The sequence below is a fragment of the Ruegeria sp. AF3 genome (genome assembly GCF_056536285.1).
The window spans coordinates 60332-87329 of the sequence record NZ_JBQFJM010000003.1; the positions used below are offsets into that span (position 1 = coordinate 60332).

Sequence of the window (26998 nt, forward strand, 5' to 3'; positions counted from 1 at the left end):
CCAAGATGAGATCCCTGCCCGCGCTCCTCCTGGCGCTTGCCCTTCCTGTTGCCGCCAATGCCGAGGCCACACCGCAAGGTGGCCCGCTCGACATCCGCATCCGCACCGCCGTCTATAATGAAAACCAGGTCTACCGGATCGAGACCGATCTCAGACATTCGACCACGATCCATTTTGGCGCAGGCGAGCGGTTCGAGGCGGTGATTGTCGGCGACACCGAAAGCTTCCAGGTCGATCCGATCCCCGAGCTTGGCAATGTGCTCACGATCAAACCGCATGTGGCCAATGCCTCGACCAACATGACGGTGATCACCAACCGCCGCACCTATTCCTTCCATCTGCGCGAGGGCTCGATCCCGAACCGCACCGGAATGTTCTTCGAGGTACGCTTCCGCTACCCCGACGAGGAGCGCCGCGCGGCAGGTGCGACCCAGCCCAAAGGCTTTGAGGCACCGCGCAACTACAACTACCGCGTCTCGGGAAAAGGGGATTTCCGCCCCAGCCATATCTACGACGACGGGCGCTACACGTATTTTGTCTTCCCGGAGAGTGGTCGCCAGCCCGCCCTCTTCAAGGCCGATGACCAGGGCCGCGAACGCACGGTGAACTGGACCCAGCAAGGCAATACCGTCCGCGTGCTCGGGGTCAACACCTACTGGACGCTGCGCATCGGCGACGAGGCGATCTGTGCCTGGCGCGACGAGAGCGCGATCTATGTGAGCAATTGACCATGGCCGATCAAACCCCTCCTGACCTTCAAAACCGCCTCGATCAATTCAGCCATCGCGGCAAATCCAAAGGCCGGGGCAACAGCCTCGGAGTCGGTGCGCTCGCCGCTGCCCTCGCCTTGGGCGGTGCCGGGGTCGCGTATTTCCTGGCGACTGGCCTGCAGGAGGGCGACAGTGCGCTCGAGACCTCCGATGTCGAGACCTTCCAGGACCGCCGCCCCGGCACCGGCGGGCGGCTGGAGTTTCCTCCTGATGAGACAGAGCAGCGGGTCAATGACGCGCTGATCGCTGTCGAGGAAGCTCTGGACGTGCCCGCCGCCCCTGCCCCCGAACCGAGCGCCGAAGTGCTGGCCGAGATCGCCAAGCTCCGCGAGGCGCTTGCCGCCAGCCAGGCCGCGCGCAACTCGGAAATCCAGTCCGCCGTCGCCGACCTGCGCGAAGCCTTCGACGAACAGAAGGCCGCGCTTGAAGCGACGCTCGCCGCCAAGGAAACCGAGCTTGCCAACCTGCAGCGTCAGACCGAGGCCCGCATCGAAGGGCTGCAAGCCATGCTCGATGCCGAACGCGCACAACGCGAAGGCCTCGAGGCCGAGCTCGACCGCGAAGGGTTGATCGCCGATCAGCGCCTGCTCGAAGAACGCCGCCGCCAAGAAGAGGAACAACGCCAGCGCGAAGCCGAACGGGTCGCCGAGGAACTACTGACCGCGCAGATTAAATCCCCCGCCGTGGTCTACGCAGATGGTCCACGTGGTGGCCAAAGTGGCGCGGCGGTTGCCGATCCTGCTGCCGCTGGCACTGGCGGGCCGGTCCTCTCGGGCAACGAGCAGTTCCTGCAGAGTGCGCGGCCGCTCGAGGTGCAGGAGGCCGCCCGCCTCACCCATCCAGAACGCACGCTGACCCAAGGGTCCGTAATCCAGGCCGCGCTCCAGACCGCCATCAACAGCGATTTGCCCGGGTCTGTCGTGGCGGTCGTTTCCGAGCCGGTCCCTGCGTTTTCCGGGGACCGGATCCTGATCCCCCGCGGCTCCCGCCTTTTTGGCCAATACCGCTCAGGGATCGAGATGCACCAGAAGCGCATCCTGATCCTCTGGACCCGCGCCCTGACCCCGGACGGCACCTCGATGGAAATCGCCGCGGTAGGCGGGGACCAGCTTGGCCGCTCGGGCCTCACCGGTCTCGTCGACACCAAATTCGCCGAGCGCTTCGGCGGGGCGGCGCTGATTTCCGTGATCGGGGCGGCACCAGCCGTCGCGGCGGAAAGTGCCAACGATGAAACCACCAGCATCGTCCTGGGCGATGTCGGCAGCGACCTTCAGGACGCGGTCGGCTCGGTCATCGCCGACCAGGTCTCGATCGCGCCGACGATCTATGTCGATCAGGGGGCCTCGGTCACCGTGCTCGTGGACCGGGATGTGGTGATTTACTGATGGAGCATGCATCACCAGCCTCATATCTCGAGCGCTACCTCGACCCGTTCCGCGACCTGCTGAGACGCAACGACGTGGTCGAGATCGCGATCAACCCGGACGGCAAGGTCTGGCTCGAGGTTGCAGGCGACGCCACCATGCGCCACGAAGGTCAGACCGTGGATCGCACCACCGCCCTTAACATGGCCCAGACCATCGTCGGCGACGCCAAGGCCCGCGTCTCTGAAAAGAACCCCCTCGTCTCCGGCAAGGTGGAATATGCGGGCCGACCCCTCCGGGTCCAGGTCGCCGTGCCGCCCGCCATCGATCGCGGCGCCTCGATCACGATCCGTCTCTTCGCCTCGGGCAGCGTCCGGGATTACGCCCCCGCCTATCTCTTCAGTAAGGCCGTCTCGCTCGACGCGCTCCGCGCCGAGAAGATGAAAAACATTGCCAGTCTTGCCGAAGAGAATCTCGAAGCTGCCCTACAGACCCTGGTCGAGGCGCGGCTCAACGTCCTGATCAGCGGCGGCACATCGACCGGCAAGACCACCTTCGCCCGCCATCTCCTGACCCACGTGAGCGAGCACGAGCGGCTGATCACCATCGAAGACGCCTTCGAGCTCTTCCCCGGCCAGCCGAACACCGTCGCCCTCCTGGCCGACCGAGGTGCCGGCTCGCAACGCAGCGCCAACGCCCTTCTGCAGGCCTCCCTCCGAATGCGCCCCGACCGGATCATCGTCGGCGAGCTGCGCGGCGCAGAGGCCCTGACCTATCTCGAAGCCATTAACACCGGCCATGGCGGGTCGGTCTCAACCATCCACGCCGAAACCGCGGAACTCGCCATCGACCGGTTGGCGATCATGGTGCTGCAGGCTGGCACACCGCTGACCTTCGCCGAGGTGCGGGAATACATCCGGAAATCCATCGATGTGATCGTGCAGCTCGGGCGGGCCGAGGGGAAGCGGGGGATTACCGAGTTTTATTTGCCGAGCAGGTGAGGCGTCGCGCCTATGGAGTGGAATGTCGCCATTCCCTGATACGGTACAGCGGTTTCCCAACGAACCGTTACAGCCTCCTATTGCCCCTCAAGAAACCTCATAATTTTTGTCCGACGCTGAGAAAGAAAGGCCCCATAGCCTTCCAGCAGCCCGATATCGCTCACTTCACACTCGGAACTCGCTCGCCCCTCTTCGACTTTCTTTAGGGCCCGCTCAACCGACGGAGGCCGAGCGTCGGTAGACATAAGTCGATGCGCGAGTTCGACATCCATCGCCTGCACCAACTCGGGTGCGAGTGCAGAACGGCATTCAAAGTGGCAAATGCGCAGCGCTAGTTCTTTGAGTCGGTCATCTTCGAAGGCCCGTGCGATTGCGCGCCGTTCGCTCCAAGGAGCGCTGTGGAACCGATCACAAAGCGTAGCGTCGTTCCGACTTGAAAACTTGGTGTACAACATCTCTTCAACATGAGCTGGCTCAGGATACTGCGCACGGTTTTCTGAGAAGACTCGCTCGATTCGAGTTTTGAGCCCCTCGTCTTCCACAATTCGCGCGGCCCGATCCTCTAGTTCTTCGCATGAGGTGCCCACGAAAATTTCCTCAGATGCTTCCCAAAGTGGCATCATTGTCGGACCTGCGTTTGATCGAACTCTCCGGATTGGGCGTGGTGGGCTCAATAACCAGCTTGCCAACTGCTCATCTGACATTGATGCGAGCTCTTCGATTGGCTCGACCAAGCTCAAGCAAAGCATGCCATTTGGTTGGTCGGGTTCATTTGCAACGAAAACTACAGGAGTGTGATATGCGCTGTTTCCATAAAACTCAGTAAGTACGAAGGGTTCGTCCGACGTAACAAAATCGGCAACCGAAGCTTTGTTGGAGAAACGCACAAACTTTCGCCAAAGATCCGGGCTCAGCTTCTTCACAAGGCGGCAGAGCTCAAGCGTTGTTTGCGTGTCGAACATTGCATCGTGTGCCTTGAGCACAGTAATGCCGTTGGCCGCTGCAATATCATGCAAGCGGAGGCTTGGATCACCTGAGTCCTTGAGCGGCACGCGTAGGGCGTTGTCACCAGACGCCGAGCAGGACAAAGCGAGTGACATAACGTCATTCCGACCGTTCCCATGAAGGCTCGTAAGGTAGGGAGGGTGCAATGTTCGATACAACGCATGGCGAAGAAACTCTTCGTCAAATCTTATGGAATTGTATCCTAAAAAAATGGCTGGCGACCAAGACACCAGCCGCTCATTCAAATCCCGCATCATTTGATAATGGGTGGAAAGATGCTGGTCTGTCAGTTCTTCAATTGACAAACCGTTGGCAAGCATCGCCTGTACGTCCGGAACAACATTCGGATCGATTCTTGATCTCAATTCGAACCGATCGGTTTCGTTGAGGTCATTGTCTGTTCTGACGGCTGCAAATTGAACGATCTGATCGAAGCCAGCGTGCAAACCAGTAGTTTCAGTGTCAAAAAAAATGAACGACAAGTGGCCACCAAAATCACATGAGGCTGGCCAGCCGGTATTTCATTGCAGACACGCTGACCCGAAATTTCTTGGCGAGCTTCTCGACCTTGGCCTCATCATCCAAATCCAAGCCCTCTTTGCCACAAGCATCCAGCAGTAGTTGGTGAGGCATTAGAAGTTCCGAAGCGAATGTATTCGCTTCGACCTCCAATGGATCTGTGCCTTGCGAAGATACTTGATCGCGCCTCAATGCCCGCAATCCCTTGGAAAGGTGAACTTCGCCATGCAGTCTTTCCTCATGCAATACGTGATGAGCCAGCTCATGCGCCGCCGAAAACCTTTGTCGATTGGGATGGTGCAAAGCGTTTACCCCGATCATCGAAACACCGTCTTGGCTATAGGCCATACCCGATAAGTCCTCATCAAGAGGCGCGTAATCAAGCACTATGTTCCGGCTCTTGATAATGCGCTCTACGGGAACTGGCGCTCGTTGAATATTGTGCTCTTCAAGGATTCTGCGCGCCGCCGTTATTGCTCGCTCTTTGTCCGCACTCATCGTCCGGTACTCTGCTTCGCGCCCTGTTTCAAAGCTTTGCGGATGAGTTGCTCTACACCTGCCTTGCTGGCTTCAGACAGTTTCTCGCTAGTACGCATTTGCGGTTCTTCCTCCCTATCCTGACCAATACTCAGAGGAGGTAGCAGGTCAGATAACGAAGACACTTCGAGTGCGTTGGCTATCGAGTAAAGGTGATGGAGGCCAACATTCTGCTGACCGCGCTCTATGTTCGCAATCGACGCACGCGAGAGCCCCGTTTTCTGAGCGAGCTCCAATTGGGTCATGTTGCCTTGCTGCTTCCTTCGGGTCGCCACTGCACGACCGAACGCCCTGTGTATCAGTTCCCTTGACATGCGCTCCGTTACCATTTTTGTCATTGTCGTGTCAATATCACAAACATCATGTTTGTATTTTCAACATATTGATCTGCAAACGTGCTTGCATTGACAACACACGGTTAACCATTCATCCTAGGCATGACCAACTAGAATCGAGCACTGGAAACGAAAGGGGCAGCTCATGGCAAACCAGAGAAAAGGTGGCGGCGGATACCGCAGCGCGAAGTCGGGTCGCTACGTCACGAAGGCATACGGGAAATCGCATCCACGGACGACTGTCCTAGAGGCGCCCGGAAAGAGTGGGTCCACGGGCGGGAGCTACCGAAGCGCTGTAAGTGGTCGTTTTGTGACGGCGAAGTACGGGAAGGCCAACCCGAAAACTACTGTGCGCGAAAGATAGCAATTTCGCCTTGGAAACCTCCTCGCGGAGTAGATGGGCAGAAGCGTATGCAGGAGAAAACATGGGAACTAGGGAAATGAGCAGATGCTAGAATTCAGACGCAATGGTCGCAAAATTTCGAGCCAACAGTTCTTTGACGGCATCGAGAAGGATATTCTTGCCAAGGCCGAAGGCGAGGTGGAGCGCCGCCTGCAATCCCTTCGTGATCCCGAAACAGGGCGACCGGTTAAGGTCACTAAGCAGGTTCGAAATGGCAAGGCGACTTGGAATGTCGAAGGTTCGCCAAAAGCCATCGCAGCAGCAAAGAAAATCATGGGCGCAAGCTGAGGCCAAGCCCTGCGATCGGGCGGTCTTGGTGTGTGTTTCCAGAAGAGAAGTTGAGGTCAAATGAGCATTTCCGACGATTTCAAAGCGTTTTTGGAAAACATCCAGGTCGATAACGCCGAAACTATTTCGCTACGGTACGGCGAGGTTACAGCTGCCCTTAACAAGCAGTTCCGAGATACCGAATCCAAGACAGCAAACAGCCTCCAAGTTGGATCCTACGGACGGTGGACCGCCATCAAGGGTGTGTCTGACTTGGACATGATTTACATCATGCCCGCCGGAAAATGGGACGACTATAAGAACAGTGGTCAGACCAAGCTACTCCAAGACACCAAAGAAGCTATCAAGCGTCGCTATCCGTCTACGACGGTACGTGTGGACCGTTTGGTTGTTCGCGTCCTTTACAAGGACTTCCACATAGAAGTGATGCCAGCGTTCAAGCAGGATGATGGTAGTTACAAATACCCAGATACCGCGAATGGCGGATCGTGGAAGATCACTAAGCCGCAGGCAGAAATTGATGAAATGCGCGAGGCCAACAAGCGCAAGAACCGCAATCTTCGTCGACTTTGTAAAATGGCGAGGGCGTGGAAAAACAAACACGGTGTCGCCATGGGTGGGCTGTTGATCGATACCTTGGCGTACAATTTCCTAGAATCGACAGACGAATACGACGATCGAAGCTATTACTATTATGACTGGATGTGCCGGGATTTTTTCAAGTTTCTGGCCGATCAACCGAAGCAATCCGAATACGCCGCATTGGGTAGTCGGCAACGAGTGCGGGTCAAGAAGCGCTTCGAGACGAAGGCCAAGAAGGCCTATGACTTGTGCGTCAAGGCAATCGAGGCCAGCGGTCAAAAGAATGAGCGCCAAAAGTGGCGTGACGTGTTCGGCAATGCCTATCCAGCACCTGTGACGAAGAGCGCAGCGGGAGAGTCCGCAGCGTATTCCCATGTCTTTCGAGACACTGAACAGTTTGTTGAAGAAAGGTTCCGTGTCGATATTCGCCATCATCTTCGCATCAACTGCGAAGTTACGCAGGATGGGTTCCGCCCTACGATGCTCCGTGAGCTACTAGAAGGGTACGGTATCCTCCGACCGCAGAAAGATCTTCGGTTTTTTCTTTCCGACACATCGGACCTGCCAGATGATATTGAGCTGTACTGGAAAGTCCTGAACCGAGGTGACGAAGCCGAGCGCCGCGATATGATCCGGGGTCAGATTGTACGCGACCACGGACGCGGCGAGCATCGAGAAACGACGAATTTCCGCGGCGATCACCTCGTCGAGTGCTACGCCGTCAGCCGTGGCGTTGTCATAGCAAGGGACATGATCCGTGTACCGATCCGTGTGCGAGACGCCGAGGACGAAGACTATGCAGCCTGACTACGATATCGCATTTGAAGACCAAGTCAGGGAATGCTTCGGACGTGTGGTCTATACCCACAAGACCCATGAACGTATGGCCGATCGTTGCGCGGCTACTTTGCGCAGATACAAGATGGCCCAGATCGCGCTCTCAGCGCTTACCAGTGCCGGCGCAGTCGGGGTCATAGCAAGTGACCAGAAATGGGTAGAGATCGCGACCGTCGTGGTCTCTTTCCTGACGCTGTTCGTAGCCGCTTACCTAAAAAACTTCGACCCAGGCGCCATCGCCCAAAAGCACCGCGACGCAGCTGCAAAGCTCTGGAACGTCCGCGAGTGCTATCTTTCGCTTCTAACGGACCTCGTTAGACTTGAGCATGAAGCGGCAGTCGAGCGCCGTGATGAACTTCAGGCGGCTCTCGCAGCCCTTTATGCAAGCGCACCACAGACTGACGGTAAGGCATACCGGGAAGCGCAACACCGACTAAAAAAGCTGGAAGATATGACATTTTCCGACGATGAAATCGACTGCTTTCTTCCTTTCTCCCTAAAACGGTCAGGCGGACGTCCCAAGCCAATCGAAATTCGTCCGGGCGAAGGCAAAAGCTAAATCATGGCGAAGAACATCTGCATATTCTCGGACGGAACCGGCCAAATGGGCGGTGCCAGGCCGGATCAACGGCTGTCGAACGTCTACAAGATGTATCGAGCCATGCGTCCCGGCCCAGATTCACCAATTAGCCCGAAGGACCAAGTGGCCTTTTACGACCCTGGCTTGGGAACGGGAGAACGGGGCGGATTTTTCGGTCGGATCAAGCCGATCCTTGAAAGCGCCGTCGGCACCGGCATCGATCACAACATCATCGATTGCTACGAGCAGATTATCGCTCACTACGAACCTGGCGACCGCGTGTTGCTGTTCGGGTTCTCGCGGGGGGCCTACACGGTCAGAGCGCTGGCAAACGTCATGAACCTCTGCGGTGTCCCGACGCAGATGCCGGATGGTTCTCCGGTGCCGCGTCATGGTCCCGGCCTGCGCAAGATCGCCAAAGATGCTGTGAAATTTGTCTATAATCACGGCGCTGGAAAACCCCGTGGACAAAATCCGTACTTCAAGAACCGTGAAGAGCTCGGCAAGCGGTTTCGCAAGAAGTATTCAAGCTTTCCTCTCGTAGGCGAAGACAATCAGGGAAACGTTCAGCCAACATTCATTGGGGTCTTCGATACGGTGGCATCACTGCGAACGGCAGTTGTCCGCACCTTGGTCTGGGGCGTCACGTTCGGGGTCGGAGCGGCTTTTGCCGCAGGCGTTGCATTCGGGTGGTCTTGGCTTTTGGTTATTCCACTCGGCGTCCTACTAGTAGCGCTTCTTTGGCAGCTTGGTTCCCTGTTGCTCGACAACTTCAAATATTTCTCTGACGATCCCGAGCACAAACTGAAGCTATGGCGCCCAACCGATTGGCCGCAGATTCTCAAGACGGGTCATTTCGCGGCTTGGAACAAGCGCAACTACGACAAGTGGCTTGATCCCGATGTCCAACACGCCCGTCACGCCATGGCGATCGACGAAGACCGTGCTGACTTTCCAAGGGTCGGATGGGCATCCAAGGCGGCCGCGATTGAGACCAAAGATCGAGAGCCGAAGTGGTTGAAGCAGGTCTGGTTCCCGGGCTGCCATAGCGACATCGGTGGAAGCTATCCCGAGGCAGAGTCCCGCCTGAGCGATATCGCCCTCGATTGGATGGTCGACGAATTGAAAGACTGCGTGCCGTCGATCCAGATCAACGAGAACGTCTTGAACCGCACCCCTGACCCTCTGGGTTTGCAGCACCGCGAAGACGCGATGGTAGCATTTGGCCCCCTCCGCATCCGCTGGAAGAAGGGAATTCGCGCAGTTGGCGACGACTTCCCGCTCCATCCTTCAGTCGAAGAGCGCATGCGAGCCAAGGCCGTCGCCCAGTGTGGCGAGGTTAAGCCCTACCGACCTGCCCAGTTGAAAGAGCGACGCGACTTGAAATTCTACTACGACGAATAGGGGACTAATCGACGGCGCTCACCCTCCCAACAATTCCTCGATGAAGTCCTCCTGCCGATCGAGCGCTGCTTCCCATTCCTTCGGCACGGCGGCTTCCCGTTCGAGCGTCTCCGGCTCCGGTTGCCCACGCCCCGCCTCCATCGCCATGACGCTCATCGCGCGCGCTTCGCGGCGCTGCGAGCGGTCCCGGACTGGCGCGCGTTCGGCTGGTTTCGCCTGCTCGTCTGCGCCGACCTCGTCTTCACCGTCGCCGCCCCAAGGCCCCACGCCCTGCACGCTTGGCGGATAGGGGAAGGGCTTGCCCTCCTGGCGGGCCAGCATCTCCTTGAAGAACGGATCGTCGTAATACTTGATCCGGCTCGCCTTGATCGGATGCTGGGGCGAGGCGAGGATGATCACCTCGTCGGGGTCCATCAAGCGCGCTTCGGTCTCGGAAAGCAGCGGCCGCTCTTCCAGCCGCGCTGATGTCGAGGTCGCGCCAAGGAATCCCTTGTTGCGGCCATACATGCGGGTCACGGCCTCGCGGGTGGTGCTGCCGACGGCGGCGGAGACTTCCTTCACCGTCCGCTGGTCCCGCGGGGTGATGTAGAGCTTGAGCCCCGCCCCGTTTTCGAGGCTTTCGCGGCCCTCGGGACCGTAAATCCGATCGAGCGAGGCCAGCGACTGCGCAATCATCGCGACGCGGCCGCCATAGCTTGCCAGTGAATGGATCGCGCGTTCCAGATAGGGCATCGCCCCCATCTGCTGGAATTCGTCGATCATCATCATGACCGGCCAGGGCTCGTCCGGGCCCGGCTCCTTCAGGCGAATCGAGGCGATGAGGTCGGCAAACATCAGGCGCAGGAGCGGGGCGAGTGTTGCGATGTGATCTTCGGACACCGCGATGTAGAGCGACTGCGGGGTCTTCCGGAACGTCGAGAAATCGAAGTCGCTGTCTTGCGTGGCCGAGCGCACTGCCGGGTTGTCCCACTGTTTGAGACCGGCGGTCATCAGGGCCTGGATGTTCGAGGTCAGCAGCCGCGACGAGGCAGAGGCCGCGTTGGTCCAGAGCTCGCGCAGGATGTCTTCCTCGGCCTCGTCTGCATAGGTCTTGTATTGCGCGTTCTTGTATTCACCCCCGGCGACGATCTGGTTCACCGCGCCAAGGTTTGGGGTGCCGCGCTGGATCGCCAGCAGGCAGGCGGCGACAAAGATCGACTTGCCGGCCTCGGAGAAAGTGTCGAGTTGTTTGTTGTCCTTGTCGAGGAAGAGGTCGGCGAGGATCGAGACCTCGGTGAACCGCTGCGCGAAGCTCGGGGCCCTGGCGATCCGGGCGAGCGGGTTGTAGCGATGCGTGGCATTGGCCCAGTCAAACGGGCTGAAGCGATAGACCTCGTCACCGTTGAGTGCCCGGAAACGCGCGGTCTTCTCGAAGTTCTCGCCCTTCACATCGAGCACCACGACCGAGCCCGCGAAGCTCAGAAGGTTCGGGATCACGAAGCCGACGCCCTTACCGGCACGGGTCGGTGCGACCATCATCACATGGGGGATGGTGGTAGAGGAGATGAACTCCGCCTTAGAGGTCGGCGCGCCAAGCTTGCCACAGACGAAGCCCTTGCCAGGCGCTTGCAGCATATCGTTCTTTTTCAGCTCGGGCTTCGTCTGCCAATGGGCCGAGCCGTAATCGTCGCGCTCCTTCTTCCACGTCCAGGCCAGCGCCAGAGCGCCAAGCCCGATGGAACTGAGCCCGACGGCGCCAAACCCCACCTTGAAGGCCTCTGGGTGCGCCGCGCGGGTGCCGGCGCTGGCCTTCCAGAGCGCCAGCATGTCGAAACTCTGAAACCCGGTTTTCAGGGCCAGGGTCAGGTAGAAGGCGGCGACGATGGTGCCGATGACGGCGCCGCAGATCACACCGAAAAGAAGCGCGGCCCAGAGGGGAAGTGTCTTGGTCATGGTTGTCATCTCCCCCTTAGAATTCCATCTCGTCATCGAGACCGCGGTCACGACCCAGATCACGGCCCATCTCCTGCGCCTCCTGCTGGCCGCGCAGCCGCGCGACCTCGGTCGCCTTGTCCTGCTGCAACCCGGCGGCGCGGTCGGCGAAGACCTGGTCGCCGGTCTCCTCGAAGGTCATCTCGAGGAACTCCTGCGTGACGGTGATCTGGTCGAGCTTGCTCGGCAGGGCCGCATCCAGCACCTCGTAGTTCCCGCGCCGAAGTTCGGCCAGGCCCTCCTCACCCAACTCCTTGAAGAGCTCAAATTGCAGTGTCCGCTCGACGGTCTCTTCCTGTTCCTCGGTGAGCTTGCCGTCCCGCAACATGTCGGCGAGGTCCTGCAGGTAGGGATTTGGCGTCCGGTCATCCTCGTCGATGAGCGGCAGTGTCGCCTCTTCCTCGTCCGTGAGGGTTCGCCCGATCTCGACGCCCAGTTCCTTGGCGCGTTCCATCAGCGCGTCCATCACCCCATCGACCTTCTCGAGTGCGGCATCCAGTTGGTCGTCACTCGCGGTCTCCACGCTGAGGCCGTCTTTCGCCAGCACCGCGTTCATGTCGCGCTCGACCCAGTCCTGCGCCATGCCGTAGTTCCGCGTGCCGCCCGCCGCGATCCGGGCCACCAGCTCCTCGCTGTCCATGCCCACCTCCTCGGCGCGCTCGAGCACGTCGCGCAGCCCCTCGTCATTGCCGGACCGCAGCGCGGCGATCAGCACCTCGCTGCCCGCCCCCGGCGGATAGGGTTCTTCGAGCTGCTTGCCAAAGCGCGCGCGCAGGTCCGGGTCGGGGACCATCTGCGAGAGGTCCGCGATGATCGGCGCGGCCTTGGCCTCAAAGGCGGCGCGCTCGGCCGGGTCCAGTTCTTCGGCCTTGAGCCTGAGCGCCTCGATCGTGCGCTCGGAATAGTCGATCGCGTCACCGACGGTCTTGATGTCCTTCATGTCTATCTCTCCTTCGGTGAAGTTCCACGGCGTGCCCGAACCAAGCCCGTCCGCCATGCCGCGCACAGCGCGGGCCATGTGGCGTTGGTCCATCCGGTCCAGCAGGTCGGCGAGGGTCTTGTAGTCCTTGGCGAAGCCCACCACCTGCGCCTGCGCGACGGCGGATTCCTGGGCCGTCATGACGATCTCGCGCGGCAGGCGGGCCTCTTCCTTCGCGCGGTAGATCTCCTCGAGACCGGCGGGCTTCTCGAAGATGCCCCGCTCGAGCCGGGTAGTGGCGTCGAGCATCACGCCGTAGCCTTCCGCGATCTCGGCCTGCTTCTCGCGCATGAGCTGCGGCGACATCACGCCCTCGGCCCAGCAAGAGAACCAGGTGCCCTTCTCGACGCCGCGGTTGTTCAGGATGATGTGGGCGTGCTTGTGGTCTCGGTCGTCGTGAACCGCGAGAACATAGTCCCACTGATCGCCATATTCCCCGCTCTCGAAGAAATGCTCCGTCCAGTCCATGGCGATGTCGCGCACCTCGTCGACCGTCACATCGGTCGGGAAGGACAGAAGCATGTGCGAGGTGAAACCGAGCTTGGTCGAGCCGCGCCAGGTCCCGGCCCAGTCCTCGATGATGTCCACTTTCTGCTCCTCAGAAAGCACCGCCGCATCGGTCAGCGCATTGGTCATCGTCGAGTAGGTGTAGACCGCCTTGTCGTTGATGTAGGAGAGCTGCGCCCCAAGCGAAGCACGCGTCTTGCAGCCTCCCGCCCGGATACGTTTGAACACCGCCGCGCGGCTCTGCCCCGACGCCGCCTTCAGCGCGTTGCGCGCCGACATGGATCCGACGCGCGCGAAACTCCGCCCCTGCCGACGCCCCGCCAGCCGTGCGTCGATCCGCGCCGCGGCCTGGCCCCGGATGCGCTCATCCTCCCAGAGCCGGCCCATGACCGAGGTGTAGAGGGCAAGCGGATCAGCCATTCCTGACGAGCCTCAATCCGCGCTCAATCGCGCGCGGACCATCCTCCAGAACCGCGCCATCCGCCCCCTGCCCTTCTTCCTTTTGTGGCCACTCCTGATGACGCAGCACCTGCGCCGCATCCTTCATCCGGCCCATCTCACGGCTCATGGACTGCGCCAGATCGAGCAGTTCGATCAGCACCGCGCGGTCGGCCTCCGAGACCTCCAACCGACCGCGATGGACCGCCTTGGCGAGCACCAATCCGGCGTTGCTCACATCCTTGGCCTGACGCCATGCGGCGCAGAATTCCGCGACCAGATCACGGGGTACATCGAGGAAACCGCACCGTCCGCGGAGCACCGCATTCAGCGCCTGTGACCGGTTGGCATAGCCCCGCGCGCGCCACTCCGCGTCGAAGGCATCGAGCTCGAATCGGCTTGCCCGGAACGCCACCGTCTCACTCGGATCGCGCACCGCGAGCCCCTCGCCCGCCTCTTCTTTCGCGAGCCGGTTCACGTGGCGTGGAGAGATGCCGAACGCCGCCGCCAGGTCCTTCGCGCTTTCGCCCGCCGCAAAGCGCCGCGCGACTTCGATGCGCTCTTCAAGCTTCAGGTTTTTCGCTGGCCTCGGCACTAGGGCGTTCTCCCGCTTCAAAGAAATGGATGCATGCGCAGTCGCGCGCGAGGCAGCGATTGCCTGCAATCGCGTTCGTGTGCGGCGGAGCATTCAGCTTTGCGGGAAACGCCCATGTCATACCCCTCGGACAAAATGTGCAAACATTGGCCATATCCTGCCAACGTCTTTCTTCTCTCCTTCGCTTATACTTCAATACTTCACATTGCGCAATATGACGTTTTGCATGTTGTGTATTTTTGCGGCTATCAGACGCCATCAAGACCCCGCGTCGCGGCGCGACGCGGGGCGGGTCCCACCCTCATCGATGCAGGACAAGCAGGTCGAAAAGGCTTACGAAACTTGTGTTCAAGACGCACGCGACGAAAGGCAAACCAAACGCTCGAGCCGGTCACGGATCGGGCGCCAAGACGACGAAAACGGCCCGCGCTGGATGGCGCGGGTCGCATCCTCTGCGAGCGTCACGAAGCTTCTGAGAGACGGCGTCAAACCCCTGCGGATCCGAAGACCCGCAGGGGTATCTGGGTCAGTGACCCAGTCCCTGATTGCGCAGATCGTCGTAGCGGCTGCGGGCGATCAGAGCCTCGGTCTCGAGGCTGTCGAGTGTCTCGAGATGGGCGTCTTCATCAAAGGCGGCGAGGTAGGCATCGAAGGCCATGTCGGCTTGCAGTTCAGCGAGGTCGATGGATTGTTCGAGTGTCATGGTGTGATCCTTTCCGTTGATCGTCGTTGGACGGATCGTGGAAAAGACCGGGGGTATGAGAGCGGGCTGCACCCGGAACGGGGCGGAATGAAATGGAGCACGCCGGGGGCAGGTTTGTTGTGAGCGGTGCACCGCAGCGCTTAAGGCGTCAGCCGCCCAGAAACCTGACCCCGGCGTTGCCGACCGCTCGACCCCGGGCTAGCGATCTCTAAGGCCAACAGGTCGACGGAAAGGCGCGCGGCGGTGACCCTGACGTGAGACGTTGCCCCGGGATGCATGACGTTGATTTGCGATTTCGTTGCCTACGGCGCAGGGCGAGTTCGCCGCCCCAGGGAGCTTCGCCAAGACGACCAAGGCACGGGTTGCTCGACTGAGAGAAGGGGTGCGCTTGCCTCGCTCAGTGGGCTCCCAGGTCTCCCGGCTATCTTTCGGTTCCGCCTCGGGTTGGCGCGATCCACGCTGTCACTGAACAAAGAGATCGGAGCCGCATCAGCAACCGAACCTGCCTGACGACCCGGCTCTGCCTCCGCGTCCGAAATATGCCGCGTTCTTTCGGACACCGATAGTGCGCCCGCCCGGAGCGAGTTCCCCGGAACGAGAAAAAGCCAGACCGCCGGAGCGGTCTGGCCTTTGGCTTAGGCGGCGTCTTTGGGACCCCAAGGGATGATCGCCTGCAGGGACAGATCGTCCTGGTTTGCGGCCTTGCCGAGGTTGGCGTTGAAGCCGTGGTCGCGGATGGTCAGCGTGTAGTAGTCCGCGCCGGTCTCCTTGTTCTGCTTCTTCCAGATGCCGCCGCACTCAACCAGCTTGCCGCGCGGGGAGCGGCCGAGGACGCGGTGCGTGGGGGCCATCGGGTTCGCGCTTGCGACGGGTTCGACCGTGATGTCGAGGTCGAAGGTCAGGGTCGAGATGGAGCCGACGCCCTTGGCGGTTTCGATGTCGGCGCTGGTGAATTTGATGCAGTTCGTGGTCATTGCTCTTCTCCTTGTTTGCGTTGCAATGATGGTCACCTTGCAGATGGCCAAGGCCCGGCCACACCGAAGGCGAAGCGCAGCGGAGAGGGGCAGGCGCCGATCTTTTTGCTCCGCGAGGAATGGCCCGCAGGGACAGGGGAAAAAGATCGGTGACAACCTTTGTGGACGGGACGACAGCTGCGACCAGCATGTCATGCAACTCAGACAAAGGGAGAAGTGCAGTGGCCGCGAAGGAAGGTGGAGGAACAGCCGTCGAAGATGTCAAGGGCGCGCGCCCTTCTTGCCCTCTTGCCCCGATCCACACTCGGACTAGGCAGAGCTTTGCCTGACCCTGCCTCACGTGCCGCGACGGCTGGTTTCCGTGGCACCGTGATGCGTGTTGTCTGGAAGAGCAGCAGGCAGACCGTCGAAGCCTCGACACCGTGCTCGGCTCACCCGGATTTCGAACGAACCCTCTACGGCAGACCGATATTCTGCAATCCGCGCAGCACGACCATCACTGGCCTGATGCCAGCTGCGGTCAATGCAATCCGGCGGTCGTGGAACGCCGTTTGCGACCCTTGATGACGGGGCTGCGCAGCACGTCCGGCAAAGCAAGGAGCAATACCGGCCGAGACGCGAGGTACGAGATCAATGATGTCACGCGCCCGCCCCAGCGACCGTAACCGGAACGGCCGAGATGAAGCGTTGCCACGACCATGCGACGGCTGGTCGGGTTGGCTCCGGAGGAGACGGCATGGCCAGCAGCACGTCGTAGGGAGAGGCGGCGGTTCAGCTCGGGGAGGGCGGCTGCGCGCAGCCGACCGAGTAGGGCGCGGTCCTGACCAAAGGGCAGGAGGGGCCAATAACACTAAAACCTAAGGTTTGCGCATCACAAAACCCTAAAGATCGTTCGACACATACACCTAAATCATGTACGACGCTAAAACCTAAATCTCGAACGGAGCCGAATAATTATGCCGAGTGCCGCAGAGAAGCTTGCAAGCTCCTTGGAAGAGCTCGAGACACTACAGTCTGGTGGTTCGATTGCCATTCGCTCCAAAGACATGTCACGCACTCACCGCGAACGGCTGCTGAAGGCTGGCTTCCTGAAGGAAGTCATGAAGGGCTGGTACATCCCATCACGCCCCGATGAAAACGCCGGTGAGAGCACAGCATGGTACACATCGTTTTGGGGGTTCTGCGCACAATACCTGTCAGATCGGTTTGGCACTGACTGGTCTCTGTCTCCTGAACAGTCCCTCATCATACATGCTGGAAACACGACAGTTCCTGCACAGCTTTTGGTAAGAGCGGTCAAGGGCGGAAACTCTAAGACCGATCTGCCCCACAACACGTCGCTTTTTGAGACGCGCGCAACGATCGCGTCAGATGAGGCGCTCGAAATCGTCGACAATTTACGACTATTCTCCGTCGAGGATGCCCTAATCCTCGTTCCCGAGGTCTTCTTTCAAAACCATCCGACAGAAGCGCGCACTGTGCTTGCGATGATGCCGGATGCCTCACGGCTTCTTGGCAAGCTGTTGGACGGGGGGCACACGCGAGCGGCCGGCAGGCTTGCTGGTGCTTTTAGAAGCATCGGGTCCGAAAAGGTCGCAGACGAAATTCTTGCGGCGATGAAAGCCGCTTCGCATGACGTTCGCGAGATCAACCCCTTTGAGCAGTCGATTCTTGTGCCAAACGCCGGGCGGATCACCTCGCCCCACGTGCATCGCATCCGCTTGAAGTGGGAGAGCATGCGCGACGATGTTATTGATCTCTTTCCAAAGGCCCAACCCATCACCAATGACATCGACGCCTATCTCAAGCAGATCGACGAAATCTATGTCACGGATGCGTATCATTCGCTCTCCATTGAGGGCTATCGTGTCTCGCCGGAACTGATTGACAAAGTGCGTTCGGGAACCTGGAACCCAGAAACAGATGAGCAAGACCGAGCGCTGAAAGACGCCCTTGCAGCGCGTGGATATTGGGAAGCATTTCAGAGAGTGAAGGAAAGCATTCGGGCAGTTCTGGAGGGTGCTGATGCCGGCGAGGTTGTTGAACGCGATCTGAGTGATTGGTATCGCAACCTGTTCGCACCGTCTGTCACAGCGGGCATCCTGAAGGCCTCCCAACTGGCAGGCTACCGATCGTCCCCAGTGTACATTCGGCAATCCCAGCATGTACCAATGAGTCCTGAGGCAGTTCGAGACTGCATGCCGGTCTTCTTCGACCTACTCAAGGCGGAAGATGACCCGACTGTTCGGATCGTCCTTGGACATTTCATCTTCGTATTTATCCATCCGTTCCTGGACGGGAACGGTCGAATAGCGCGCTTTCTGATGAACGTCATGATGGCCGCTGCCGGGCAACCATGGACAGTCATCAAGCTCGAACAGCGCGCGGCTTACATGGCCGCTTTAGAGACAGCGAGCGTGAGGGAAGATATTCGACCGTTTGCAGCTTTTCTGGCCGAGACAAGGGCAGCGCAATGACAAATAAATATGTTCTGGTCATGGGAAGCGCCAATGACGCCGAACGCCAGCCATTCAAGTTCTACATTTGAGCGAGTCCGACGATGAGAAACACTCATTCTGCAGCTACCATTAAGACGCCAAGCCTGATCGACATCGCTGAGTTGCGCGTCTAGCTCATGCCAGTAACCCTAACCCCAATACGGCAGAAAGATTGTTGGTCGGGCTCCACTTGGACGATTGAGGACGAGGACCAGCTTGCTGAGCTCCTGGCCCGCGTCGCAATAGGTCAGTCGCGAACAGTGGAGCGCATATTGCGCGCCACAGGCGATTTGCCCGCGCGCTATCCCAAAGGCGGTTTCGAAGGTGCGCGAAAGCTTTTGACCGTCGGCACTGGCGACAAGACCTACCATCGGGATGGTTGGGTTTTTCAGGTCATTGCGTGGATCGCCGCTCACCGTTTCGACGATGAGGCTCTCATACGGGCTCCACAGATGATTAAAGCGGACAAAGGGTTGGATGGCCTCATTATTGAATTCGACAGCGACGGCATTGCCCATGTTGTCATCTGCGAAGAGAAGGCGACCAAGAACCCTCGGAACCAAGTTAAATCAAAGGTCTGGCCGGAGTTTGAGCAGTTTGAAACAGGCGGACGAGACAACGAACTCATTGCGTCGGTAACTTCGCTACTTCAGGTATCCAGAGACCCAGACCCCGACGGGACTGTTGCCGATATTCTATGGAATGAAAAACGGGCATACCGCGTGGCGGTGACCGTTGGTGGCAAATATGCATCGGCAAAGGGACGCAAGGGCTTGTTCAAAGGGTATGAGAAGTCTGTACTGGGCGACGTAGCACGCCGGCGCGCCGAAACCTTAGTTTTAGAAGACGTTCGCGACTGGATAGATTGTGTAGCGGAGAAAGCGCTCGTCAAGATCGACAGTGCGGAGGCGGCAGCCAATGTATGATCCCGCAACGTCCGAACTCATCAGGTCCACCCCAGACTTGCCCGACCTGGACCGCGAAGGTTTGCCTGACCGTCTTGCACGTGCTTTCGCCGAGATCGTATCGGCAAGGGTACTGCTTCGCGAGAGTGAAAATGGGGAAGAGCTTCTCGAGGACACAATTCGATTTGCACGCCGGTTGGCGCAGACCAATGAAGCTTTGGTAGCCATTAATCCCGATAGAGAAAACCGGGCAGCGGCAGGCTTTGTTGCCGCAACGGCTTATCAGTTGGTTCATCAAGCGATCGCTCTACGGGACTCGGACCAGCCAGTTTCATTTGTATCGCCGAATGCGATCAGTCCGGATGTTTCGGCAATGCTCCTGTTCTTGGTAGCCGGGGCATCGGCGGACGCTGCTGAGGTGGCAGACTCTATCCGCATCCCGAGCGGCGATTGGCTGCAGTCGGAACTGATTCTTCACTTGATCATGCTCGCAAAAGGACAAGTTGGTCGTATTCGGAATCGAAAGCGACCGCCCCAAGACCGACTCGTCTCGGGTACCGGTGGCGAGCGAGCCAATGCAGCGCTCTACTATCGACTCTTGCGAGGTGTTCGAGCCTTGGCCTTCGTGCTGCAAGGGCGTCGAGTGAGGGGGATGGTCGATCCAATTGCAGTCTTCTCTGAAGTAAAGTCGCTCGCCGCCGGCGCATCAGATCTGGAGGATACATTCCCCGAAGGTGCAATCGCTGTCTTTCCCGGACCGTTCCATTTGGCCAGTCTCTTGATCGCTGCAGGCTCTGCCCTGATGGAAAGCGCCGTCGTCAACCTACCGCCTCCGGATGGCGTACCTGAGGATCGTTGGACCGAGGCCATGAAAACGGTTGCCGAGACGCGCCCGTATCTGTGGCGTAATCACAAGGACGCCGTCGCCCAAGGGTACCTCAAGATTGGCACATCTGCTGCGATAGGGTTCCCCACTGGGGCCGGGAAGTCTACGACCGCACAACTCAAAATTCATGCAACTTTGTTGTCCGGGCGCAAGGCGGTATTCCTAGCTCCTACGCACGCTCTCGTTGATCAGACAGCACGGGACCTGCGCGGTGCATTTCCGCGGGCAACCGTTCGCGGTGAACGTATGGACGAATTCGGGTTTTCTGGGGATAGCGACGAGTTGCCGGACGTCATGGTGATGACTCCAGAAGCCTGTCTCCTTACCAGTCATATGGAACCAGAGCGGTTTGATGACGTCGGTCTTTTGATCTTCGATGAATGTCATCTGATGCATCCGAGCACTGACGGAGACCGGAGAGCAATCGACGCGATGCTATGCATCTTGGGGTTTACCCGCGTCGTACCGGACGCCGATATCGTCCTGATGTCGGCTATGATGAAGAACACATATGAACTGAGCGGTTGGCTGGCGGAGCTGACAGGTAGAAACTCTCTTGCTCTCGACAATGCATGGAAACCAACCCGGCAACTAAGAGGATGCGTCGTTTACGATGAAAAGAGACTTGCTGACCTGCGAAAACTCTTGCGGAATGCTCGCGCAAAAAGCTCCACTGCGGGGGTTCCTGCTGCGGTAAAGCGCAAGCTGACGGCAAAACCAAACGCGTTCTTCAGCGTGAAGCAGACATGGGCGTCACAGGTTCGCCGCGACTATGCTCTTGTACCACTCTTGAACGAAGCACTTCAGCTTTCGACAAACAAGTTCTGGAAAGTGACGCCCAACTCCGGTGTCGTTGCATCTTCAGTCGCTGCTGCAGCCGCCGGAGCAGGGCTACGAACTCTCGTCTTTTCTCAATCCATACCGAATGCCTTTTCTATATCAGAAAAGGCTGGGGCAGCACTTGATGAGTGTAGTGTCGAACTGACTGAAACTGAGCAGCGTCTGTATGAGATTTCCGTCGATGAAATGGGTGGTGCTGATCAGCTGTACTTGACTCTTGTGGGCGGAAAATTGGCGTCCCAGGCTGCGACCCACCATGGACAATTGCTTCCTGAGGAGCGCCAATTGGTGGAGGCACTGTACAAGCGCCAGGGTGCGTTGGCGGTGCTCGCAGCAACCCCGACGCTCGGCCAGGGTATGAACTTGCCTGCGGACCTGGTCATCATTGCGGAGGACAGCCAGTTCGACGCATCTTCCGGTCGAAAGGACCTTTTGAATCCAGAGGACCTGCTGAACGCAGCCGGCCGTGCCGGGCGGGCCGGTGAAAGCGCAACCGGTATCGTTCTAGTCATTCCAGGCCAGGTCGTTGGCCTGGACGATGCAGAGAACAGGATCGGTTCAAGATGGAGTAGGCTGCGAGACATATTTGGGCAAACCGATCAGTGTTTGGTATTGGACGATCCATTCACGGCCCTGATGGACCGCATCCACGACAGCGCAACAGACATCGGTGACCTGGAGCGCTACGTCGTCGCGCGCTTGGCTGAAACTGATCAAGGCGACGATGGAAAAGTAGACATACGACTTGGCCTCGCGAGGAGCTTCGCGGCTTATCGTAAACGTCACGATGCGGATGAAGACTGGGTTGAGAGCAGAACCTCCGCAGCCCTTTCACTGCTGAAGAGTGATGACGGAGAATTGCCCGTAGAGCAACTGTCTTTGCGCAACACTGCATCCATGTTGGGGTTGCCGGAGGATATCCTGGACGACATGTCAAAGGCGCTCGACATGCACGGTTTTCGAAACTTCGAAACAGTCGACAGCCTGTGCGATTGGGTCTTTGAGTGGCTGATGGTTAGACCGCAATACCTCGTTCGCTTGGTTAAGTTGGAGACCCTAGAGTATCTCTTCGGAACGGAAATCAAGAAGCTCAAAGATGATCGTTCCCGTGCATCCTTTTCTCTTCCGAAGATTCGCGCAGCCTTGCAGGACTGGATGAACGGCGCGCCGCTCAAGCAAATTCAGACGCGGCTTTCAGACAAAACACGCGACAAAAAACGTTCTACCAGTGCCCGAAAATTCGTGATTAGGCTTGTTCCTGATCTCGCCCATCTCATGGGGGCGCCGCTTCAAATCCTTCAGGGTCATGTCAACGTGCATTCCGAGGAAAAGACGGAACCGTGTACAGCGATGGCGTTCGCCAATCGTTGCGTGAGGCGGGGATTTTCAAATGCTGAGATGGCCTCGTTTGGATCACTTATGTGGTCAGCCAAATGGTCGCGGCGTGAAGTCCATCGACAATTCGCAGATATCGTACCCTATCTCAAACCGGCTGCGGTCGGTGAATCTCAAGAGGCATTGGAAGCACGCGTGGAGTCCGCTTCTGATAGCGAACTAAATAATCGAGATCTGGACGACCTCATCTAACCAGCAAGATTGGACGGCTCGACAACTTCCAGTTCCGGCAGATCCCGCAGGCTCTGCAGATCGAACGTCACCAGAAACGTCTCGGTTGTGACAAAAGTATGCGGCGCCCCGGGACGTGGCGACCGCGGCCCGCTGGCGATTAGGTCCTTGTACCGCAGCCGGGCCAGAAGATCGCGGCTGACCTCCTTGCCGAAGATGTCGGCCAGACCTGCCCGGTCGATCGGCTGGTGATAAGCGATGGCACACAGCACGCCCATCTCCATCTCGGTGAAGGCGAGCGGCTGGTCGCCCAGATCGGCGGCGGCCTTGATGGCATCGGCGAACTGCGGTTGCGTCCGGAACATCCAGCCGCCAGCCACATGGACCAGCTCGTAGGGCCGCCCGGTGAGCTCGGCCTGGATGTCCTCGATCAGCATCTCGATCGAGGCCCTCTGCCCTACCACTCGCGCCAGATCCTCACGGCCGACCGGCGAGGCGGAGGCGAAGAGCACCGCCTCGATCCGCCCCATCCATTCGCGCCAGCGCAGTTCCTGTGGCAGATCGTCAAGCTCCCGATCGAAGAAGCCGCCGCCCTCCTCCGCCGGTTTCCGTTTTCTTGTCGCGACCGTCATGATGCGATCCCGTAGAGCCGGAAGGTCGACCTCCCGGTCAGTTCCCGTGCCACGCCCAACTCAACAAGCCGGTCGCAAAACCGCCGCGCGGCGCGGTCAGTCATGGGGATCGACGTTCCACGAATACGCGGCGACAGCATCGACGCCGGAGCCACGGCATCCTCGGTCAGGAACAGATCAACCGCAGCGCCCGACCCTTTCGCCCGCAGCTTCGGCGCAATCGCGTGAAGCGCACCGGCTCGCCGGACCAGGTCCCGCGCCATTCGGATCGTCTCTTCGATGCTTTCCAGAGTCCGCGCCTGAACCACCAACTCGCCCCCCTGCCCGACCGCGGCCAGATCATGCAACGCCGTCTTGGTCAGCCTCTGCGCCGAAACCGGCAGAACCTCCTTCCAGTTCAGCGTCCGCGCCAGGACGACGTCCGAGAGCAGGCAGGCGGTGCGCTCTGCCCGGTCGTCGACTTCGAGCACGGCGCGCAGGGCGGCGACGCAACCCGACAACGGACCATGGGTCCGTGCGCGCTCCAATCCCACGTCGAGCCAAGCGCCCGCCTCGCCCGCGAACTCCGCACCAACGAAGTCGGTGATCTCGCCCGTCCGGCCTGCATGAAGCCGGACGCCTTCGCGCCAGAACGCCAACAGATCGCCATCCGGACCCCGTGCTTCGCCTGGCGGCGTCAGATGGAAAGCGTCGCGGATGTCCGCCTCTCGCGCCAACCGTCCTTCCAATTTCGAGGTCGCCGTTGCGGCGCTCAGTGCCAGCCGGTTGGCCAGGAGCTTCACCGGCACGCCATGCCTCGGATCGCCGATCAGTTGGTCGAGCGCCATCAGTGCCGCCCCCGACCGAAAGGCCACAGTTTCAGGGGTTTCGGCACGTCCGGAGGTGACCCAGCCCGGCAGCCGCGGTAGGGTGTTCAGGTCGTCAGAGATGGTGGCGGGCTGATATGTCATGCCACAAGACTATCTTAAGACGGCGCTTTTGCCTACCATATAGTGTGCAAACCGCCCCACTCTGCAGTTCCCAGACATGTCCAATAAGTTTGCATTATCGGACGTAAAAATGATATGCGCAGAAACATGGTCTTCAGCTCATGTTTCATCACTGGACTCGCCCGAAATCGGCCCTCTCGTCGACCTCGTTCGGATTTCATTGGTGGACAAGGCTTTAGCTCAAACACTGGACTCCTGACGAAATGCCAAACCAAGTTGAAGCGGACCAAATTCGAGTCGGGGTTCGTGAGACTGGGTGGAGCAGTATTCGTGAGACTGGCGGTGGTTCGGACGCTTCCTGGCATTTTGGCATGCTCTCTCGTCGACCTGCGCGCACCCATGTCCGACCGAAGGCCTTTAGCTCAACGAGAGAGGTTCTACTATGAGGGAGGATGACGATCGGATTACCCTGCCCGTGCATGTCGCCGGTTCCGGCACACTCGACCGCCTTGTCGACACCGCTCGGGATTACGCCAAAGCCTCGACGGCCGAGAACACGAACAAGGCCTATGCCGCCGACTGGAAGCACTTCGCGCGCTGGTGCAGGCTGAAGGGTGCGGAGTCCCTACCTCCGTCTTCAGAGATGATCGGCTTGTATCTGGCCGATCTGGCCGCGCCGACGAGCGGATCCCCTGCCCTCTCGGTCAGCACCATCGAGCGTCGCCTCTCAGGTCTGGCATGGAACTATGCGCAACGGGGGTTCACTCTCGATCGCAAGAACCGCCACATTGCTTCGGTCCTGGCGGGGGTCAAACGCAAGCACGCCCGACCGCCGGTGCAGAAGGAGGCCATTCTCCCCGAGGACATCCTCGCCATGGTCGCCACCCTGCCCCTCGATCTGCGCGGACTTCGGGACCGAGCGATCCTGCTGATCGGCTACGCAGGCGGGCTCAGGCGCTCTGAAATCGTCGCCCTCGATCACGGCAAAGGCGACACCCTCGACAGCGGCGGCTGGATCGAGGTCCTCGAGGATAGCGCGATCCTCACCCTCAACGCCAAGACCGGCTGGCGCGAGGTTGAGATTGGCCGGGGATCCTCTGATCGGACCTGCCCGGTGCATGCGCTCGAGAAATGGCTGCACTTCGCCCGGATCGACATCGGCCCGGTCTTTGTGCGCACCTCGCGGGACGGCAAGAAGGCCTTGGAAACGCGCCTCTCCGACAAGCACGTCGCGCGCCTGATCAAGCGTACGGTCATGGACGCAGGCATCCGATCCGAGCTACCCGAAAAGGACCGCCTGTCGCTGTTCTCTGGTCACTCGCTGCGCGCCGGTCTGGCGAGTTCAGCCGAAGTCGACGAGCGCTATGTCCAGAAACAGCTCGGGCACGCCTCGGCCGAGATGACCCGCCGTTACCAGCGCCGCCGCGACCGGTTCCGCGTGAACCTGACCAAGGCCGCCGGACTCTGACCCCCTGCCCCATCATGCCGCCTGTCCACTGAGCCTGCCATAGAAGCTGCGCTCGAGATGCAGCTCCCCTGCCCCGGCCTTCTCGACCATGCCGCGCAGATATCCGCCCGGCGAGGACACTTCGCCCGCGCAATGCTTCTCGAAGACAAGCGCCAGCGCTGCTGCCGCCACCTGTTTGCCCAGCCGGTCCTGTGCCACGTTCCAGGCATGCTCGGACACCCCGATCATCGGCCTGAGTTGACCAGCAACCCGGTGCAGATCGCCCCAATCTTTCAGGAACCCGCCCATATTGCGTGCCCAGGATGCGAATTCGGGACAAGCCTGCATCACTGTGGGCAGATCCAGTGCCGCGCGCTTCTTGCGTACTTCAGCCACCCACTCTTCCAGCTCCCTATCAACCTGATCTTCGGGCTGAGCATTGGGCACCACGGCCGCGGCTTCCTCATTTTCTGAGGAATTACGAGTTACAGGATTAAGTTGGTTTGTAATTAGTATATGAGGGTCGGAAATGACCTCCCTGGGGTTCATTTCTTGAGTTTTCTTAGAACCTTGTTCCTTGGTTTCAGGGGTGTTTTCCACAAGCTGAACAACCTCGGTTGCCTTGAGATAGGCCGCTTCGACGCGCTCCTGAAGCTCCTTGAACCAGGTTAGCAGCCGCTCAAGCTGTTCTGAAGCTTCATGGCGGCGAGGAAGCCGGTCCAGAAGCTCCTCGAAGAGACCTGTGAATTGCGTCCAGGGTCCGCGCAGCGCGCTGCTGACGGCCGCTTCGATCCGAGCGCGGATCATACGGCGTGCAACCGTGATCTGGCGCTTCAGGCGCTGACAGAGCTCACGTTCGGCCTGCAATTCGGCATGCAGTTCCTCGAACTCTTCGACGCGCGCCGACAGGGGCGACAGATCGAAGCCATAGGCCTCGACGATGCGTCCCTCGGCGTCTCTGCGGCCCCACCGCTTGCCGTTGGGGCTGTCCTGGAAGGAGATCACGCCAATCTCGGCCAGGCGTCGCGCATGGCGCTTGAGCGCGGAGAGCGAAAACCCCGTCTGCTCCATCAGATAAGCGTTCGACGCCCAGACGATCGGACGCTGCCCCTCCTCCCAGTCCTGAGCCTGTGTAAACGCCCCGAGCGTGTCGAGGAGCATCATGTCTCCGGCCTTGAGGCCGATGTAGGCCCCCACCCGCTTCACGGCCACGAAGGCCCGCGTTTTGGGTACAGCCACCTGTTCACCGGCTTGGGCAAGCTGCTCTGCAATGCCAAGACCCGGTGTCGGCTTGCGCCAACCTGTATGTTTCATGGATAGTTCTCGCCTCCTCTGCTTGATGGAGGGCAAAAGAATCCCGTTCGCTCAGGAGCGTTGCTGTTGACAGTGATTCGCCGGAGAACTATCTTGATAGCGACCAAACTAATCTTGATAAGCTCTCAGGCCCTCAGCTTGGGGGCTTTTCTTTTGCCGTTATCTCAAAGCATATCCGCTCCTGTTTCT

Annotated in this window: 22 protein-coding genes; 11 read left to right on the forward strand and 11 right to left on the reverse strand. The window is 59.5% G+C overall.

Features of this window, described 5'->3' with window-relative positions; genetic code table 11:
• Nucleotides 1–5: 5 nt before the first annotated feature.
• Genes ACR3FC_RS20530 through virB11 form a run of 3 tightly spaced genes read left to right on the forward strand, consistent with a single transcriptional unit; the run spans nucleotide 6 to nucleotide 3135 of the window.
• Nucleotides 6–728, forward strand: a complete 723-nt coding sequence (locus ACR3FC_RS20530) for a TrbG/VirB9 family P-type conjugative transfer protein (RefSeq protein WP_480478301.1) — start codon at nucleotides 6–8, stop codon at nucleotides 726–728.
• 2 nt (nucleotides 729–730) lie between these two features.
• Nucleotides 731–2155: a TrbI/VirB10 family protein gene (locus ACR3FC_RS20535; RefSeq protein WP_480478303.1), complete on the forward strand. Its 1425-nt coding sequence runs from the start codon at nucleotides 731–733 to the stop codon at nucleotides 2153–2155.
• Nucleotides 2155–3135, forward strand: coding sequence for a P-type DNA transfer ATPase VirB11 (gene virB11 / locus ACR3FC_RS20540; protein WP_480478305.1), 981 nt, complete (start codon nucleotides 2155–2157; stop codon nucleotides 3133–3135). Before ACR3FC_RS20535 ends, virB11 begins: the two co-directional genes overlap by 1 nt.
• Before the next feature lie 77 nt (nucleotides 3136–3212).
• Here the strand turns inward: virB11 and ACR3FC_RS20545 are convergent, their stop codons facing one another.
• From ACR3FC_RS20545 to ACR3FC_RS20555, 3 genes are read right to left on the reverse strand one after another with little or no spacing between them, the layout of a single operon-like run.
• Complete coding sequence (locus ACR3FC_RS20545; protein ID WP_480478307.1) at nucleotides 3213–4622, reverse strand: exonuclease domain-containing protein; 1410 nt, start codon at nucleotides 4620–4622, stop codon at nucleotides 3213–3215.
• 13 nt (nucleotides 4623–4635) lie between these two features.
• Entirely contained in the window at nucleotides 4636–5157 is a 522-nt protein-coding gene (locus ACR3FC_RS20550) for an ImmA/IrrE family metallo-endopeptidase (RefSeq protein ID WP_089423616.1), read from the reverse strand.
• On the reverse strand, nucleotides 5154–5534 hold the full coding sequence (locus ACR3FC_RS20555) for a helix-turn-helix domain-containing protein (protein WP_480478309.1): 381 nt from the start codon (nucleotides 5532–5534) through the stop codon (nucleotides 5154–5156). Before ACR3FC_RS20555 ends, ACR3FC_RS20550 begins: the two co-directional genes overlap by 4 nt.
• Nucleotides 5535–5979: 445 nt before the next feature.
• On the opposite strand from ACR3FC_RS20555, the gene ACR3FC_RS20560 reads away from it, so the two are divergent.
• From ACR3FC_RS20560 to ACR3FC_RS20575, 4 genes are read left to right on the forward strand one after another with little or no spacing between them, the layout of a single operon-like run.
• Entirely contained in the window at nucleotides 5980–6222 is a 243-nt protein-coding gene (locus tag ACR3FC_RS20560; protein ID WP_480478311.1) for a hypothetical protein, read from the forward strand.
• 60 nt (nucleotides 6223–6282) lie between these two features.
• Nucleotides 6283–7611, forward strand: a complete 1329-nt coding sequence (locus tag ACR3FC_RS20565; RefSeq protein ID WP_480478313.1) for an SMODS domain-containing nucleotidyltransferase — start codon at nucleotides 6283–6285, stop codon at nucleotides 7609–7611.
• On the forward strand, nucleotides 7601–8200 hold the full coding sequence (locus tag ACR3FC_RS20570) for an SLATT domain-containing protein (RefSeq protein WP_480478315.1): 600 nt from the start codon (nucleotides 7601–7603) through the stop codon (nucleotides 8198–8200). Before ACR3FC_RS20565 ends, ACR3FC_RS20570 begins: the two co-directional genes overlap by 11 nt.
• 3 nt (nucleotides 8201–8203) lie before the next feature.
• The gene (locus ACR3FC_RS20575) at nucleotides 8204–9625 is read left to right on the forward strand and encodes a phospholipase effector Tle1 domain-containing protein (protein WP_480478317.1); all 1422 of its coding nucleotides are present in this window, start codon (nucleotides 8204–8206) and stop codon (nucleotides 9623–9625) included.
• Nucleotides 9626–9643: 18 nt separating this feature from the next.
• Here ACR3FC_RS20575 and ACR3FC_RS20580 read toward each other — a convergent pair whose 3' ends face one another.
• The 5 genes from ACR3FC_RS20580 to ACR3FC_RS20600 form a co-directional block, all read right to left on the reverse strand.
• Nucleotides 9644–11557 (reverse strand): type IV secretory system conjugative DNA transfer family protein, encoded by a 1914-nt coding sequence (locus tag ACR3FC_RS20580; RefSeq protein ID WP_480478319.1) that lies wholly within the window; start codon nucleotides 11555–11557, stop codon nucleotides 9644–9646.
• Between the two features lie 16 nt (nucleotides 11558–11573).
• Nucleotides 11574–13502: a relaxase/mobilization nuclease domain-containing protein gene (locus ACR3FC_RS20585; protein ID WP_480478321.1), complete on the reverse strand. Its 1929-nt coding sequence runs from the start codon at nucleotides 13500–13502 to the stop codon at nucleotides 11574–11576.
• Nucleotides 13495–14115 carry a helix-turn-helix domain-containing protein gene (locus ACR3FC_RS20590; protein WP_480478363.1) on the reverse strand — a complete coding sequence of 207 codons (621 nt, stop codon included), beginning with the start codon at nucleotides 14113–14115 and terminating at the stop codon, nucleotides 13495–13497. Before ACR3FC_RS20590 ends, ACR3FC_RS20585 begins: the two co-directional genes overlap by 8 nt.
• Nucleotides 14116–14641: 526 nt before the next feature.
• Nucleotides 14642–14818, reverse strand: coding sequence for a hypothetical protein (locus ACR3FC_RS20595; protein WP_480478323.1), 177 nt, complete (start codon nucleotides 14816–14818; stop codon nucleotides 14642–14644).
• Between the two features lie 635 nt (nucleotides 14819–15453).
• Entirely contained in the window at nucleotides 15454–15792 is a 339-nt protein-coding gene (locus tag ACR3FC_RS20600; protein WP_027238685.1) for a DUF736 domain-containing protein, read from the reverse strand.
• Nucleotides 15793–16838: 1046 nt separating this feature from the next.
• On the opposite strand from ACR3FC_RS20600, the gene ACR3FC_RS20605 reads away from it, so the two are divergent.
• The 3 genes from ACR3FC_RS20605 (at nucleotide 16839) to ACR3FC_RS20615 (ending at nucleotide 22508) form a co-directional block, all read left to right on the forward strand.
• Entirely contained in the window at nucleotides 16839–18269 is a 1431-nt protein-coding gene (locus ACR3FC_RS20605) for a Fic family protein (protein WP_480478325.1), read from the forward strand.
• Nucleotides 18270–18562: 293 nt separating this feature from the next.
• Nucleotides 18563–19216, forward strand: a complete 654-nt coding sequence (locus ACR3FC_RS20610) for a hypothetical protein (RefSeq protein WP_297757227.1) — start codon at nucleotides 18563–18565, stop codon at nucleotides 19214–19216.
• On the forward strand, nucleotides 19209–22508 hold the full coding sequence (locus ACR3FC_RS20615; RefSeq protein ID WP_297757224.1) for a DEAD/DEAH box helicase: 3300 nt from the start codon (nucleotides 19209–19211) through the stop codon (nucleotides 22506–22508). The genes ACR3FC_RS20610 and ACR3FC_RS20615 overlap by 8 nt, the downstream gene beginning before the upstream one ends.
• On the opposite strand, the gene scpB is transcribed toward ACR3FC_RS20615, so the two are convergent.
• Nucleotides 22505–23119 carry an SMC-Scp complex subunit ScpB gene (scpB, locus tag ACR3FC_RS20620; RefSeq protein ID WP_297757221.1) on the reverse strand — a complete coding sequence of 205 codons (615 nt, stop codon included), beginning with the start codon at nucleotides 23117–23119 and terminating at the stop codon, nucleotides 22505–22507. The two genes, ACR3FC_RS20615 and scpB, sit on opposite strands and share 4 nt — an antisense overlap.
• Complete coding sequence (locus tag ACR3FC_RS20625) at nucleotides 23116–24069, reverse strand: DUF1403 family protein (RefSeq protein WP_297757218.1); 954 nt, start codon at nucleotides 24067–24069, stop codon at nucleotides 23116–23118. Before ACR3FC_RS20625 ends, scpB begins: the two co-directional genes overlap by 4 nt.
• Nucleotides 24070–24490: 421 nt before the next feature.
• Here ACR3FC_RS20625 and ACR3FC_RS20630 point away from each other — a divergent pair, with 421 nt between their 5' ends.
• Nucleotides 24491–25516, forward strand: a complete 1026-nt coding sequence (locus tag ACR3FC_RS20630) for a tyrosine-type recombinase/integrase (protein ID WP_480478327.1) — start codon at nucleotides 24491–24493, stop codon at nucleotides 25514–25516.
• Between the two features lie 12 nt (nucleotides 25517–25528).
• On the opposite strand, the gene repC is transcribed toward ACR3FC_RS20630, so the two are convergent.
• Nucleotides 25529–26809 carry a plasmid replication protein RepC gene (repC, locus tag ACR3FC_RS20635; protein WP_027246246.1) on the reverse strand — a complete coding sequence of 427 codons (1281 nt, stop codon included), beginning with the start codon at nucleotides 26807–26809 and terminating at the stop codon, nucleotides 25529–25531.
• Nucleotides 26810–26998 lie beyond the last annotated feature (189 nt).